Source organism: Lentzea kentuckyensis (assembly GCF_002150765.1).
Taxonomy (GTDB): Bacteria; Actinomycetota; Actinomycetes; order Mycobacteriales; family Pseudonocardiaceae; genus Lentzea; species Lentzea kentuckyensis.
Genome location: NZ_MUYM01000059.1, coordinates 49573 through 64412, shown reverse-complemented (window position 1 = coordinate 64412; position 14840 = coordinate 49573). Strand labels below are relative to the sequence as shown.

The following is a 14840-nucleotide window of genomic DNA, read 5'->3' as shown; positions in this document are numbered from 1 at the left end:
GGTTGCAAACTTGCGCGGTGAGCAGCGACGAAGACACCACCGTTCTGCCGTTGCGCGGCGGGGCCGCAGCGACCCTGGTCCGCCGGCGCGCCGCGGCCAACGACCGGGGCGCGATCCTCTACGTGCACGGTTTCGCGGACTACTTCTTCCAGGAGCACGTGGCCGAGCACTACACGGCCCAGGGCTACGACTTCTACGCGGTCGACCTGCGCGGCTACGGCCGGTCACTGCGCGACGGCGAGGTGCCGAACTACACGACCGACATCGCGGTGTACTTCGAGGAGATCGACGCCGCGATCGCCGTCATTCGCGAAGAGCATTCGCGGGTGGTGCTCATGGGGCACTCGACGGGCGGGCTCACCACGTCGTTGTGGGCCCACGAACGCCGCTCCAGCGAGCTGATCAGCGCGTTGGTGCTCAACAGCCCGTGGCTCGACGTCGTGGAGCCGCCGTTCATGCGGCAGGTCGTGAAGCTGATCGGACAGCTCGCACCGAAGGTGAAGATCCGCGCGAACCTCGGTGAGGCGTACGGGTCGGCGATCCACAACTCGCGCAAGGGCGAGTGGGACTTCGACCTGAAGTGGAAGCCGCTCGCGGGGTTCCCGGTGCTGGCGGGGTGGATCCGGGCGATCCTGATCGCGCAGGAGAAGGTCCACAGTGGACTCGACGTGCGGGTGCCGGTGCTGGTGCTGCACTCCGACAAGAGCATGCTCAACGCTCGCGAGTGGAGCGAGGACGTCGCCAAGGCCGACGCGGTGCTGGACGTCGAGGGCATGAGGAAGTGGGGTCCGAAGATCGGGACCTCGGTCAAGGTCGTGGAGATCAAGGCGGGCATGCACGACCTGTTCCTGTCGCCGGAGCCGGTGCGCGCGGCGGCCCTCGCCGAAGTCGACGAGTTTCTGAAAACAGCTTGACCTCGTTGTAGGTCGAGGTTCGAGACTGGTCGTCATGAACATCGACTTCAACGCCTGGTACGCGCTCGAAAGCGCGATGCAGGACGAGAAAAGCCGTCGGGTGAGCCGGGCGACGTTGAAGCGTGTCGCCCGGTTCGCCCACCCGCAGCGGCGGGCCGTGTACGCGTTGCTGGCCACCTCGTCCCTCGCCGCGGTGCTCGCGGTGGCGTCGCCGGTGCTGGCCGGCCGGGTCGTCGACACCATCATCGGCGGCCGCGACTTCGGGCTGGTCGTGTGGCTCGCGCTGGCGATCGCCGGCGTGGCGGTGCTGGAGGCCGGGTTCTCGCTCGCCGAGCGGTGGCAGTCCTCGCGCGTCGGCGAGGACCTGATCCTGCGGCTGCGCCAGGCCGTCTTCGACCACGTGCAACGGATGCCGATCGCGTTCTTCACCCGCACTCGCACCGGTGCGCTGGTGTCGCGGCTGAACAACGACGTGATCGCGGCCCAGCGGGCGTTCTCCGAGACGATCTCCGGTGTCGTCACCAACGTGATCGCGCTGATCCTGACCCTGGCCGTGATGCTGACGCTGTCGTGGCAGGTGACGGTGCTCGCGATGGCGCTGCTGCCGATCTTCCTGTTCCCGGCGCGGCGGATGGGCAAGCGGCTGGCGTCCATGCACCGCGAGGCCGCGAACCTCGACTCGGCGATGACGACCCAGATGACCGAGCGGTTCTCCGCGCCGGGCGCGACGTTGATCAAGCTGTTCGGCCGGCCGGCGTTGGAAAGCCTGGAGTTCGGATCGCGGGCTCGGCGGGTGCGCGACATCGGCGTGCGGACGGCCGTGGCGCAGTGGCTGTTCCTGGTCGCGTTGACGCTGGTGTCCTCGCTGGCGTTGGCGCTGGTCTACGGCCTGGGCGGGTACTTCGTGTTCGCAGGTCAGATGGCGCCGGGCACGATCGTGACGCTGGCGCTGCTGCTGACCCGCCTGTACGCGCCGTTGACGGCGTTGGCCGGGGCACGCGTGGATGTGATGACCGCGCTCGTGTCGTTCGAACGGGTCTTCGAGGTGCTGGACCTGCCGCCGTTGATCAAGGAGAAGCCTGAGCCGGTCGCTGTGCCCGAGGGGCCGGTCGCCGTCGAGTTTGCTGACGTTCGCTTCGCCTACCCGTCCGCGGACAAGGTGTCGCTGGCTTCCCTGGAGGAGGTCGCTTCGCTCGACACTCGCGGTGGCGAGGAGATTCTCGGCGGGATCTCCTTCGTCGCCGAGCCCGGTTCGCTGATCGCTCTGGTCGGCGCCTCGGGTGCGGGCAAGTCGACGATCGCGTCGCTGGTGCCCCGGTTGTACGACGCGGATTCCGGCACGGTCCGACTGTCCGGTGTGGACGTTCGCGACCTGTCGTTCGACTCGATCCGCGAGACCGTGGGCATGGTGACGCAGGACGGGCACCTGTTCCACGAGTCGATCGGCGCCAATCTGCGACTGGCGGCGCCGTCCGCGACCGACGAGGAGATCTGGGACGCGCTGACGCGGGCCCGGCTGGCCGACCTGGTGTCGTCACTGCCGGATCAGTTGGACACCGTGGTGGGCGAACGCGGCTACCGTCTGTCCGGTGGCGAGCGGCAACGGCTGACCATCGCGAGGTTGCTGCTGGCCAAGCCACGCGTGGTGATCCTGGACGAGGCGACCGCACACCTGGACTCGCGCTCGGAGGCGGCCGTGCAGGAGGCGTTGGTCGAGGCTCTCGCGGGCCGGACCTCGCTGGTGATCGCGCACCGGCTGTCGACGATCCGGGCGGCGGACCAGATCCTGGTCGTGGAACGCGGTCAGATCGTCGAGCGTGGTACGCATGAGTCGTTGCTGGCGCTGGAAGGCCACTACGCCAAGTTGTACCGCACGCAGTTCAGCGAAGAGCCGATCGGAGCACCGTGACCATTCCCTCGCCGGACAACCTCTACCCGTTGCCGGACATCGCGCGCACGGTGCTGCTCAAGCCGTTGGTGAAGAACCCGCAGATCGAGGTCGGCGAGTACACCTACTACGACGACCCTTTCCACGCCGAGGAGTTCGAGCGCCGCAACGTGCTCTACAACTTCGGCGCGGAGAAGCTGGTCATCGGCCGTTACTGCGCTTTGGCTGAGGGCGTCCGGTTCATCATGTCGGGCGCCAACCACCGCACCGACGGCGTGTCGACGTTCCCGTTCACGATCTTCGGCGGGGTGTGGGGCGAGAAGACGCTCGACATCGCGCTCGGGGCGGAGAGCCGCGGGGACACGGTGGTGGGCAACGACGTGTGGATCGGATACCAGGCGTTGATCATGCCCGGCGTGCACATCGGCAACGGCGCGATCATCGCGTCCGGCTCGGTGGTCGTGTCGGACGTGCCGGCTTATGGCGTGGTCGGCGGAAACCCGGCCAAGTTGCTCCGGAGGCGGTACAGCGACGAGGAAGTCGAGCTGCTGGAACGGATCGCGTGGTGGGACTGGCCGGTGGAGAAGGTGACCGAGCACGTCCGCGTGATCATGCAGGGCACGCCGGCCGAGCTGGCGGCGGTCGCGGAGTGAAGGCGCTGCTCGTCACCGGCCCGGTCGGGGTGGGCAAGACGACGGTGGCCGAGGCCGTCGGCGACTGGCTCGCCGCGGCCTCGGTCCCGCACGCGGTGATCGACCTCGACTGGTTGCGGTTCAGCCGGCCGAGCCCTGCGGACGATCCGTTCAACCTGGAGCTGGAGCTGCGGAACCTGCGCGCCGTGGCCCGCAACTACGCCGAGGCCGGCGCGCACCGGCTGGTGCTGGCGGGCGTGCTGGAACGCCGCGCGGACCGCGCCCGGTACGCCGAGGCGATCGGGACGAAGCTCACCGTGTGCCGGTTGACGGCGGACCTGTCGGTGATCCGGAAGCGTCTCACCGCGCGGCACCACGAATCGGCCCTGCAATGGCACCTGAACCGCGCGGAAGAACTCGAGAAGATCTTCGCGGAGGCCTGGGTCGAGGACTTCGTGGTCGCCGCCGACCAGCCGGTGGCCGAGGTGGCGCAGGACGTCGTCACGGGTTGGCTGGCCGCGGAACGCATCTGATCAGCTTGTCCGGCAGGCGCCGGACTGCCTGTACTCGTTCCTGGAACGCTTGCATCACTGGGATGGTGGTCTCAGTTGGCGGTAGAAAAGTGCTAAGGCAAGCGCTTGCTGATCACGCCAACCGCTGCCAACCTCCGTGCTCAGCGGAATGAGATCGATTCGACGGCGTCCGAGTGAACTTCGGCGACGGACGGCGCTGATCGCGCGATCATGAGCACATGGAGTACGACCGCTACTGCGACCTGACCATGCGCGGCGGCACGACCAGCGGCGTCGTGTATCCGCTCGCTGTCGCATCGCTGGCGCGCCATTACGAGTTCAAGCAGATCGGTGGCGCGTCCGCGGGAGCGATCGCCGCGGCGTTCACGGCGGCGGCCGAACGCGGTCGTGCCTCCGGTGGCTTCGAGAAGCTCACGAAGCTCATCGACTGGTTCATCTCCGGCACCGGTGCGGACCAGTGGCGGCTCGCGCAGCTGTTCCAGCCCACGGACAAGACCCGTGCGCTGTACCGGATCGTCGTCGCGACCATGCAGAAGCGCGAGACGACGGGGCGCAGCGCGATCTCGTGCCTGTTCTTCGCGTTGCTCGGAGCCGTTGGCCTGCGGGCGAAAGCGGTGCTGACGCTGATGGCGTTGCTGTGGCTGGGCGGGCCTGTGTTGTTCTCGGCGTGGCTGGCGCCGGCGGACTACCCCGGCTGGCTCGCGACGCTGGTCGTGGTGCTGGCAATCGCTTGCGTGGTGCTGGTGCTGTGGCCGTTGCGGTCGAGTTTGCCTTGGCCCGCATGGGTGTTCGCCGCGGTACCTCTTGTGCTCGGGCTGGCGTTCTCACGGCACTATGCGACGGCCGCGATCGTTCTGCTGGTGTGGCTGGTGCTCAGCCTCGCGGCGGTCAGCGCGTTGACGGTCACCTACGGGTATGCCATGCAACGGTATTTGAAGCACAACGCGCGGTCCATCCACTTCGGACTCGTGCCGGGCACCGGTGACTTCACGCCGTCGTGGCTCGACCGGCTGGCGGGCATGCCGAAGTCCACGGGCGTGCCGCCGCTGGCCGACTGGATCGCGGACCAGCTCGACTCGCTGGCCGGCACCGAGCACGCCGTGACGTTCGGCGACCTCGGTGAGATCAACCTGGTGCTGATGACGACCGACCTGTCGGAGGGGCGGCCGTACCGGTTGCCGTTCAAACAGGAGTGGCAGTACTGCGAGGAGTGTCTCGGGTACGTGCTGCCGCGCCGGGTGGTCGAGCAGATGAACGGACCGGCGACCGCCGTGAAGTGCCCGCAGCACGAGCACATGCCGTTGCGCGACCTGCCCGGACGGGACCGGCTGCCGGTCGTGCTCGCCGTGCGGATGTCGCTGTCGTTCCCCGGCCTGATCGCCGCGGTGCCGCTGTGCCGGGACGGGCGCGTGCACTGGTTCTCCGACGGCGGCATCACCAGCAACTTCCCGATCCACTTCTTCGACGCGCTGCTGCCGCGCTGGCCCACGTTCGGCCTGAGCCTGCAGCCCTATCCGAACGGCGACACGAACGAGGTGTGGCTGCCGGAGCAGGACGCGTCGACGTCCGGCGCGCGCTACGCGTCGCTGAACACGATGCCGCGTTTCCTGGTGTCCATCTTGGACACCTTCCTGGACTGGCGGGACACCATGCAGTCGGCGCTGCCCGGCTACCGCGGCCGCATCGCGCACGTGCGGCAGGCGGACGACGAGGGCGGCACCAACCTGTTCATGCCGCCGGCCACGATCAGGAAGCTCGCGTTGCGCGGCCAGAAGGCCGGTGACCTGCTGCGCGAACGCTTCGAGCAGCAGCAGAACACCGACCGCTATCGCTGGATCCGGCTGCGCATGGCGGTGCGCGAGTACCAGGAGCTCGGTGTGCAGGCCGCGGACCGCGACGCGATGTACGAGGAGCTGCTCGCGCGGTTCGAGATTCCCGAGGAGCTGCACGAGTGGTTCCGCACTCCCCCGGCCGACGGTGATCCGGACCGGGCCGGGGTCGAGATCGCGCTGGACCACGTAGGGCGCTTGAAGGACGACGGACCGTTCGACGGAGCGCCGCCGGTGGATCCGGATTTGCGGCTGACGCCACCCGAGTAAGCGCGCTAACCTGGGTTCATGACGCGATTTAGCCGCCCCCGACCTGCGTGGGTGGCGCGCGCCTGAGAAACCTTCCCGTCGGTCGGGGGACTCCGCATCCAGGAACCCAGACCGAGAACGGGAAACCCCATGTACCGCACCGATGAACTCGTCCGCGCCCTGAACGTCCGCGATCTCTCCGATCCCGCGCAGGGCCCGCACGCGATGCAGTTGCTGATCGCCGACCTCAAGGCGGCCCTGCACAATCCGCGGGAGGTCCGGCACCACCCGCTCGTGCCGGTCGAGCACAACTACGAGCATCTCGGTTATCCGTCCGACGCGATCACCCGCGAAGCCCGCTACACCAGGTACGTCAGCGAGACCTGCATGCTGCGCAGCCACACCACGGCGATGATCCCGCCCGCGCTCAGGGAAGCCACCCCGGACGTGACACTGGTCTGTCCCGGCCTCGTCTACCGCCGCGACACGGTCGACCGCCTGCACACCGGCACTCCGCACCAGCTCGACGTGTGGCGGATCAGCACCGGCCAGGAACCACTCGACGACCTCATCGACACCGTCGTCACCACTCTGTTGCCCGGCAAGCGATATCGCGCGGTCGACGCACAACACCCGTACACCACGCACGGCAAGCAGATCGACGTCGAACAGGACGGTGAGTGGGTGGAGATCGGTGAGTGCGGGCGGGCCGCGCGGCACGTCATCAAGGACCACCCGCACGGCCTCGCGATGGGCCTCGGCCTGGACCGGATCCTGATGCTGCGCAAGGGAATTCCGGACATCCGCCTGCTGCGCAACGCCGACCCGCGCATCGCGACCCAGATGCTGGACCTCGACGAGTACCGGTCGATCTCACGGCACCCGGCCGCGATCAGGGACATCTCGATCATGGCCGATGCCCACGAGGACATCGAGACATTGGGAGACCGGATCCGCGCACTCGTGCCGGAGGACGTGGTCGAGGAGATCACGATCCTGAGCGAAACCCGGACCGAGGACCTGCCGGCCCACGTCCAGGAACGACTCGAAGCCCGGCCGGGTCAGAAGAACGTGCTCATCCGCGTGACGATGAGGGCGCCGGAACGCACCCTCACCGACCGCGAGACGAACGAGATCCGGGACCGGCTGCTTCAGGGCTTGCGCGCGACCGCGCCGTAGATGCCGGTGTGGTCCCCGAAGGAGTCCGGGCGCCAGTCGTTCACCGGGACGACGCCCGGCTCCAGCAGCTCCAGACCGTCGAAGAACCTGGACACCTCGGCGTGCGTGCGCATGGTGAGCTGGTTGTCGGAGTTGTTGTAGATCTTCTTGATCTTGGCGGCCTCGGCCTGTTCCTCGTCGGTGAGGGTGTCCCAGGAAGCGTGCGTGATCGACAGGTAGGAGCCCGACGGCAGGTCCGCCATGTACTTCGCGACGGCCTCGTACGGCTTGTCGGAGTCCGGGACGAAGTGCAGCGCCGCGATGATCAGCACGCCGACCGGCCGGGTGAAGTCGAGGATCTCGCGCGCGGCCGCGATGACCGACGAGGTCGCCCGCAGGTCGGCGAGCACCGCAGTGGCGTTGGGGTTGTCGGCCAGCAGGGCGTTGCTGTGCGAGACGGCGACGGGCTCGAAGTCGACGTAGACCACGCGGGCGTCCGGGTTGTCGTGCTGGGCGATCTCGTGGACGTTGCCCACGGTCGGAATGCCCGAGCCCAGGTCGAGGAACTGGTCGACGCCCTCGGCGGCGAGGTGGCGGACGACCCGGCGCAGGAACGAGCGGTTCGCCTGCGCGCTCTGCGCGACGCCGGGGAAGAGCTGTTCCACCTGCTTCGCCGCGGCACGATCGGCTTCGAAGTTGTGCGAGCCGCCCAGGTAGTAGTCGTACATGCGCGCCACGCTCGGGCGGGTGACGTCGACCGTGGACGGGACCCACTTCAGCTCTTCCATCACGGGCGCATCCTTACTCGTGTGCACACGAGTGTCCACCGGCCTCACCCGTTGTGCGGCTGCTCGCTGACAGCGAACACCGGAGGGGAACACCATCACGCTCCAGTTGGTTGAGCGATGCAGACTCAACTTTGGAGGGTGACGTGATGGGCGAGACTCTGGCCCTGCCGGTACTGCCGCTGGACGACGTCGTGGTGCTGCCCGGCATGGTGGTGCCGATCCGCATCTCCGGTGCGGACGCGAGCGCTGAGGCCCGGGCGGCCGTAGACGCGGCTACGACCGCGGCAAATCATCAAGTGCTGCTCGTCCCACGTCTGGACGGGAAGTACGCGGCCGTGGGCACACTGGCCGAGATCGAACAGGTGGGCCGCCTGCCCGGTGGCGAGCGCGCCGCCGTCGTGCGTGGCACCAAGCGCGTGCGCATCGGCACGGGCACCACGGGGCCGGGCGCGGCGCTGTGGGTGAACGCGACGATCGCGGACGAGTCCCCGATCACCGAGCGGACGCGGGAGCTCGCCCGCGAGTACCGCGCCCTCGTGACGAACATCCTGCAGACGCGCGGCGCGTGGCAGATGGTCGACTCGGTGCAGCAGATCACCGACCCGTCGGCGCTGGCCGACCTCGCGGGCTACGCCTCCTACCTCGACGAGAAGCAGAAGATCTGGCTGCTGGAGACGAGCGACGTCACCACGCGGCTGGAGAAGCTGGTCGAGTGGGGCCAGGCGCACCTGACCGAGCTGGACGTCAACGAGACGATCGCCAAGGACGTCAAGGAAGGCGTCGAGAAGCAGCAGCGGGAGTTCCTGCTGCGCCAGCAGATGGCCGCGATCCGCAAGGAGCTGGCCGAGCTCGACGGCAAGCCCGCCACCGAGCAGGAGGACTACCGGGCCCGCGTCGAGGCCGCCGAGCTGCCGGAGAAGGTCCTCAAGGCCGCGCTGGCCGAGGTCGACAAGCTGGAGCGCACCTCCGAGCAGTCGCCGGAGGTGGGCTGGATCCGGACGTGGCTCGACACCGTTCTCGAAATGCCGTGGAACTCCCGGACCGAGGACTCCTACGACATCAAGGCCGCGCGCGAGATCCTCGACGCGGACCACGCCGGCCTGGACGACGTGAAGCAGCGCATCACCGAGTACCTGGCCGTGCGCAAGCGCCGTGCCGACCGCGGCATGGGCGTTGTCGGCGGACGCCGCTCCGGCGCCGTGCTCGCCCTGACGGGCCCTCCCGGCGTGGGCAAGACCTCGCTCGGTGAGTCCGTGGCGCGGGCGATGGGCCGCAAGTTCGTGCGCGTCGCCCTGGGTGGCGTGCGCGACGAGGCCGAGATCCGCGGTCACCGCCGCACGTACGTCGGCGCGCTGCCGGGCCGGATCGTCCGCGCGATCAGCGAGGCCGGTTCGATGAACCCGGTCGTGCTGCTCGACGAGATCGACAAGGTCGGCTCCGACTACCGCGGCGACCCCACGGCGGCGTTGCTCGAAGTGCTGGACCCGGCGCAGAACCACACGTTCCGCGACCACTACCTGGAGGTCGAGCTCGACCTCTCGGACGTCGTGTTCCTCGCGACCGCGAACGTCCTGGAGTCGATCCCGGCGCCGTTGCTCGACCGCATGGAACTCGTGCAGCTCGACGGCTACACCGAGGACGAGAAGGTCACGATCGCCAGCGGGCACCTGCTGCCGCGGCAGCTCGACCGTGCCGGCCTCACTGCCGAGGACGTCACGTTCGACAAGCCCGCACTGCACCAGCTGGCGAGCGAGTACACGCGGGAAGCCGGTGTGCGGCAACTGGAACGGGCCCTCGCGCGCATCCTGCGCAAGGTGACCGCGAAGGTGGCCCTCGGCGACTCGGAACTGCCGGTCGTGGTCGACCAGCCGTCGCTGAAGTCGTACCTGGGCAGCCCGAAGAACGCGCCGGAGTCGGCCGACCGCACCTCGGTTCCCGGTGTGGCAACGGGCCTGGCCGTCACGGGCGTCGGCGGTGACGTCCTGTTCATCGAGGCCTCGCTGGCCCCCAAGGACACCGGCGCGTCCGGCGTCACGCTGACGGGTCAGCTGGGCGACGTGATGAAGGAGTCCGCGCAGATCGCGTTGTCGTACCTGCGAGCACACGACGACCAGGCGGCATCGCTGGACGGCCGTGGCGTGCACATCCACGTCCCGGCGGGCGCGGTGCCGAAGGACGGACCGTCCGCCGGCGTCACGATGACGACGGCCCTGGCCTCGCTGTTGTCCGGCCGCCCGGTGCGCTCGGACGTGGCGATGACGGGCGAGATCTCGTTGACCGGCCGGGTGCTGCCGATCGGTGGCGTGAAGCAGAAGCTGCTCGCCGCGCACCGTGCGGGCATCACGACCGTGCTGCTGCCTCAGCGCAATGAGCCGGACCTGGACGACGTGCCGGAGTCGGTGCGTGAGCAGCTGACCGTGCACTTCGTCTCGGACGTGGCCGAGGTGCTGGAGCACGCGCTCTCGAAGGAGACCGTCGCCACCGTTGCGGCGTAAGGGTTCTCAGACCCCTCGTGGGGGCAGTAGCGGCGACTGCTGTCCCCACGAGGCTTTTTCGTTGCTACAAGCCGATGTCGATGACGATCCTGTTCGGGTTCGTCAGCGTGAAGACCCGATGCCACGAGTTGGCGTTGCCGTATCCGACGGCGATGCCCAGCGTGGCTTCGAAGTCACACGTCAGCGCGATCCGGCGGACGTTGTTGAGGTTGGGCGGCTCGAAGTTCCGCGGCCCGGTGTAGGTGGGGTTGCCGTTGTCGTCGTGCGCGGCGGCGCCGATCAACGTGACCTCGAGGATCTCGTTGCTGTTCGGCATCGAGATCGGGTTGCCGGAACCGCAGTCCGACACGCTGGTCACTTCCCGGACCCGGTGCTCGGTGGGCAGTCCGGACATGTCCAGCACGATCCGGTTGTAGCCGGTGTGCAGACCGGTCCGGATGTTCGACATCGTCGGCGTGCTCTGCGCCGACGCCATCGGGGCGAGCGTGAAGACCGCGAGCACTGCCAACAGCACCGCGGCCAAGCGTCTGTTCTTCATCATGGCCCCCTCTCAGGGTTGCTCGATGAAAGAACAGACGCGTGACCGCCGTCACAGTTGCGTCAGCTGTGGTAGATGTCCACCACATAGCGCAGCGGGCTGACGTAATAGCCCGCCACGACGCGCGGGTTCCGGTGGTTCACCCCGATCGCGATCGACAGATCCGCCTCGAAGTCGCAGGTGAACACGACGCTCTGCGCGGTCGGCAGACCCGTCGTGATGTTGCGCGACTTCTTGTAGAGCTGCCCGTCGGCCGGCTGCAGCCGCACCTCGATGAACTCGACCCCCACCGCCGAGATCGGCTTGCCGGAGCCGCAGCTCACCGGCTCCGAGATGGTGTTGATGCTGACCGGCACCTGGTCACCGGTGAGGTCGAACACCACGCGGTCGTACGCCGCGTGATGCCCGGTCCGAACGTCGGTGAGCTGCGCGTAGTTCGCGGCCGACGCGCTCGGCACAACCATCACCGCCATCACGACGGCGATGAGCACAGCGAAAATGCGCTTCATGAAGATCCCCCTCTTCACGGATCCAACTACCCCAGAAAGTCCTCCAGCGGCACCGGAGTGAGTCCATCCTGCTTGGCCCGGTTCAAGAACGCGGTGAAATCCTCAACGAACGTTGTACGGAAGTGCATCAGCACGATGTCACCGGCCTTGAGCTTGTCCCCCTGCTGGAACTGCACCCGCCCGTCGTTGACCGCCGCCGTCCAGTTGACCAGCGCCTTGAACCCACAACTGGCCGCCGCATGGCGCGTCGTCGCGTCGTAGTTGCCGAACGGCGGCCGGAACAGCGTCGGCCGCTTGCCGTAGTCGGCCGCCAGGAAGTCGGCGTTCCCGCAGATCTCGTTCTTCTGGAAGTCGAACGGCTTGCCCTGCAGGTTCGGGTGGTTGCTCGTGTGGCTGTGGACCGTGACGGGCAGGCTCTTGAAGTAGTCCTTGTGCCCCTCGGCGTACTTCGTGTTGAGGAAGATCGACGGCCACACGCCCGCCTCGATCATCAACTCGCGCGCCTTCGGATGCTGCACCGCACCGTCGTCGATCGTGATGAACACATACGGCTTGTCCATCGGAATGTGCGTGACGACCGGCACCATCCCGTCCACGACCGAAGGCGCCTTGGCCTGCACCGTCCCGTACGGGTACGGCGGCTCGAACATCCGCTTGGGCCGCTCCGACGTCGTGGTCGTCACCGGCGGCGACGCCGTCGTGAGCACAGGCCCACTCGACTCGGCATCGGGCCGCTCCCCACACGAAACCAGCCCGACAACCAGCAAAAACGCAGCGCAAAGCCGCAACCTGGACATCAAAATCCCCCTCCACGCGAAAGACGTCGCGCAGGCCCTCATGGTTGCACGGGGATAGGCTCGAACTGATCACAAAAAGGAGGAGTTCCATGAGCCTCGAGCGCCCAGTAGCGCCCGACCCCTACCAGTTGCTCCCACAGGTGGGCACCTTCACCGTCACCTCCACGGACGTGCGCGACGGCGAACAACTCCCCGACGCCCAGGTCTTCGAAGGCGGCAACACCTCACCCCAGCTCTCCTGGTCCGGCTTCCCCGCCGAAACCCGCAGCTTCGTGGTCACCTGCTACGACCCCGACGCCCCCACCCCCTCCGGCTTCTGGCACTGGGTGGCGGTGAACCTCCCCGCAACCACCACCCAATTGGACACCGGCGCAGGCACCTCAGACGCCACACTTCCGGGTGACGCCTTCCACGTCCGCTCCGACTACAGCACCCGAGCCTTCGGCGGCGCCGCCCCACCCAAGGGCGACCACCCGCACCGCTACTACTTCGTGGTGCACGCCGTGGACGTGGACAAGCTGGACGTGGACGCCGACGCCTCCCCCGCAGTGGTGAGCTTCAACCTGGCCTTCCACACCCTGGCGCGCGCAATCATCACGCCGACCTACCAGCACTAGACGAACACGTCCTGGATGGCGCGGCCGCCTGCGGGCAATACCGGGCCGGGTCATTTCATCGCCGCTTCGCGACGATTGCGATTGGGGCTTGACTTCGGGGCCCTTGCGAGGCGCGTATCGGCCTTCAAAAGCCGGGCATATAGAGCGCCCGGCCGATCCGAACACGGTAGCACCTCACACCCGAAGTCAAGCCCCAATCGCGCGGTGGTCACCTCTTGACCGCTTGACCGGCGGGGCATCAGGCGGCGTGGATCAGATTGCGTCTCAGCCTGCGTTCCGAGTCGAGCCACTTCGGCGCATAGAAAGTTGGCAGGCCGTGCACCATTGCCACTTCCCATTCACTTTGATGGACGAGCGTATGGTGATGGCGACAGAGCAGGACCCCGTTGTCGACCGAAGTATCGCCGCCGTCCGCCCAATGGCGAATATGATGGCCGTCGCATTGTTTGGGCGGTCTGCCGCAGCCGGGGAAAGCGCAGCCGCGATCACGGGTCACCAGGATCCGGCGGATTCCGGCCGGGAAGGTGCGGGTCTTGCGGCCGATGTCCATCGGCTGCGACTGCGTGCCCAGGATCAGCGGAATGATGCCCGCGTTGCAGGCGAGCTGACGGACCTGGTCGACAGGGACGCGCTCGCCGTTGTCCAGCGTGGCCTGGCCGACCTGGGCGGCGAGGTCGTCGTAGCGCATCGTCATCGTCAGCGTGACCGGCTCGCCGCCGTGCTCCGGCAGCTGGTCGGCACGCAGCATCAGGTCCACCAAGTCGGCCAAGGCGTCGCCTTCACGCTCGGCGCGTGATCCCAGGTCAGGACCGTCCTCGACGGTCTCCGGACGGGGCTTGGCCAGCGGGTCCAGCAACGCCTCGTACTTCGCGCCGGTGACCGCGTCCAGCAACGCCCTGATCTCCAGCATGCCGTTCTTCCAGCGCATCACATGCTGGTTGACCGGCGGCACAGGCTCGGCGTCACGGGGCTCGGGGTCGTTCTGGTAGAGCCGGTAGGCCAGCTTCTTGCCGAACTCACGCACCGCACTGGGCTCGTGCTCCCGAGCGAAGCTGACGACGGAGTCCTCGGCTTCGGCGGGCAGGGCCTTCATGACCTCGGCGACCACCGCGACATGCTCGATCGACAGCGCGCCCTCGGCCGCAGCCGAGGCGGTCACCGGGAGTTCAGGTGCGAGTTCGCTGCCGGTCGGGGTGATCTCGCTCGCCAGCAATTCGGCGTTCGCGACCCATTTCCTGGCCATGGTGAGATCCCAGCGGACCGCGTGCCGCAACACCCGCACCAAATTCTTGTACCCGAGTTCGCTCGCAGCCCCACGCCGATCCAACTCGGCGACCTTCTGCAAGATGGAATTCTCGAGAACCTGCTTCTCCGCCACGTCATCGACGATGCCGCGCAGCAGCTCGTCAGTGGGGAGGAGTCGGGTTTCGATCACATGTTCTACCCTACCGCAAGATCACGAGACAATAACGAGACAAGCAGGGCACAATAGAGTGAATCGCATATCGCGGAGACGACGCGAAGGCGAAGCCGAGCTGCTTTGGCGACGCCGAAGGCGAGCTGTTTTCCCGTGCGGACCGCACCAACTACGGAACTGGCAGCCGCCCAACGCACCAGGCGTGCCATCAACCCGCCCGCGGCGCTGGACCCCGATCAGATTGGCGGGGGTTTGGGGGCAGCGCCCCCAAGGGGAGGCACGCAACCGCATGGTCGCCGCCCGCAAGGCGACCACCCTCAAACTCGCGCCCCGCTCGGAACGTGACACGCCCCGCGCAAGGTGACCACGCGCCCGGTCGCGCCCCACCCGAAACGCGACCCGCCCACCGCAAGGCAACCACCCACAAGGTCGCGCGCTAACGCAGGCCCCCGACCCGGCAGGGCCCCGGCAAAGTC

General features: G+C 67.8%; 13 protein-coding genes. 8 read left to right on the top strand and 5 right to left on the bottom strand.

What is annotated here, in order from left to right:
* The first annotated feature begins 17 nt into the window (after positions 1 to 17).
* The 6 genes from B0F77_RS26460 to srmL all read left to right on the top strand — a co-directional run bounded on the left by B0F77_RS26460 (position 18) and on the right by srmL (position 7224).
* Positions 18 to 914, top strand: a complete 897-nt coding sequence (locus B0F77_RS26460) for an alpha/beta hydrolase (protein WP_245848658.1) — start codon at positions 18 to 20, stop codon at positions 912 to 914.
* Between the two features lie 34 nt (positions 915 to 948).
* Entirely contained in the window at positions 949 to 2823 is a 1875-nt protein-coding gene (locus B0F77_RS26455) for an ABC transporter ATP-binding protein (protein ID WP_086665685.1), read from the top strand.
* Positions 2820 to 3455: a CatB-related O-acetyltransferase gene (locus B0F77_RS49955; RefSeq protein ID WP_086665684.1), complete on the top strand. Its 636-nt coding sequence runs from the start codon at positions 2820 to 2822 to the stop codon at positions 3453 to 3455. The genes B0F77_RS26455 and B0F77_RS49955 overlap by 4 nt, the downstream gene beginning before the upstream one ends.
* Entirely contained in the window at positions 3452 to 3967 is a 516-nt protein-coding gene (locus B0F77_RS26445; RefSeq protein ID WP_086665683.1) for an AAA family ATPase, read from the top strand. Before B0F77_RS49955 ends, B0F77_RS26445 begins: the two co-directional genes overlap by 4 nt.
* 218 nt (positions 3968 to 4185) lie before the next feature.
* The gene (locus B0F77_RS26440; RefSeq protein ID WP_086665682.1) at positions 4186 to 6066 is read left to right on the top strand and encodes a patatin-like phospholipase domain-containing protein; all 1881 of its coding nucleotides are present in this window, start codon (positions 4186 to 4188) and stop codon (positions 6064 to 6066) included.
* Between the two features lie 129 nt (positions 6067 to 6195).
* Positions 6196 to 7224, top strand: coding sequence for a PheS-related mystery ligase SrmL (srmL, locus tag B0F77_RS26435; RefSeq protein ID WP_086665681.1), 1029 nt, complete (start codon positions 6196 to 6198; stop codon positions 7222 to 7224).
* Here srmL and B0F77_RS26430 read toward each other — a convergent pair.
* A complete protein-coding gene (locus B0F77_RS26430) occupies positions 7197 to 7991 on the bottom strand; it encodes an SAM-dependent methyltransferase (RefSeq protein WP_086665680.1) in 795 nt (264 codons plus the stop codon). The genes srmL and B0F77_RS26430 overlap by 28 nt on opposite strands.
* Before the next feature lie 146 nt (positions 7992 to 8137).
* Between B0F77_RS26430 and lon the strand changes: the two genes are divergently transcribed.
* A complete protein-coding gene (lon, locus tag B0F77_RS26425) occupies positions 8138 to 10486 on the top strand; it encodes an endopeptidase La (protein WP_086665722.1) in 2349 nt (782 codons plus the stop codon).
* Positions 10487 to 10550: 64 nt separating this feature from the next.
* On the opposite strand, the gene B0F77_RS26420 is transcribed toward lon, so the two are convergent.
* The 3 genes from B0F77_RS26420 to B0F77_RS26410 form a co-directional block, all read right to left on the bottom strand.
* A complete protein-coding gene (locus B0F77_RS26420) occupies positions 10551 to 11024 on the bottom strand; it encodes an AMIN-like domain-containing (lipo)protein (RefSeq protein WP_143466919.1) in 474 nt (157 codons plus the stop codon).
* Between the two features lie 62 nt (positions 11025 to 11086).
* Positions 11087 to 11533, bottom strand: a complete 447-nt coding sequence (locus tag B0F77_RS26415) for an AMIN-like domain-containing (lipo)protein (protein WP_143466918.1) — start codon at positions 11531 to 11533, stop codon at positions 11087 to 11089.
* Between the two features lie 26 nt (positions 11534 to 11559).
* The gene (locus B0F77_RS26410) at positions 11560 to 12240 is read right to left on the bottom strand and encodes a polysaccharide deacetylase family protein (RefSeq protein ID WP_342746831.1); all 681 of its coding nucleotides are present in this window, start codon (positions 12238 to 12240) and stop codon (positions 11560 to 11562) included.
* A 179-nt stretch (positions 12241 to 12419) separates the two neighbouring features.
* On the opposite strand from B0F77_RS26410, the gene B0F77_RS26405 reads away from it, so the two are divergent.
* Positions 12420 to 12947 (top strand): YbhB/YbcL family Raf kinase inhibitor-like protein, encoded by a 528-nt coding sequence (locus tag B0F77_RS26405; RefSeq protein WP_086665676.1) that lies wholly within the window; start codon positions 12420 to 12422, stop codon positions 12945 to 12947.
* Between the two features lie 238 nt (positions 12948 to 13185).
* Here the strand turns inward: B0F77_RS26405 and B0F77_RS26400 are convergent, their stop codons facing one another.
* Entirely contained in the window at positions 13186 to 14382 is a 1197-nt protein-coding gene (locus tag B0F77_RS26400) for an HNH endonuclease signature motif containing protein (RefSeq protein ID WP_086665675.1), read from the bottom strand.
* Positions 14383 to 14840 lie beyond the last annotated feature (458 nt).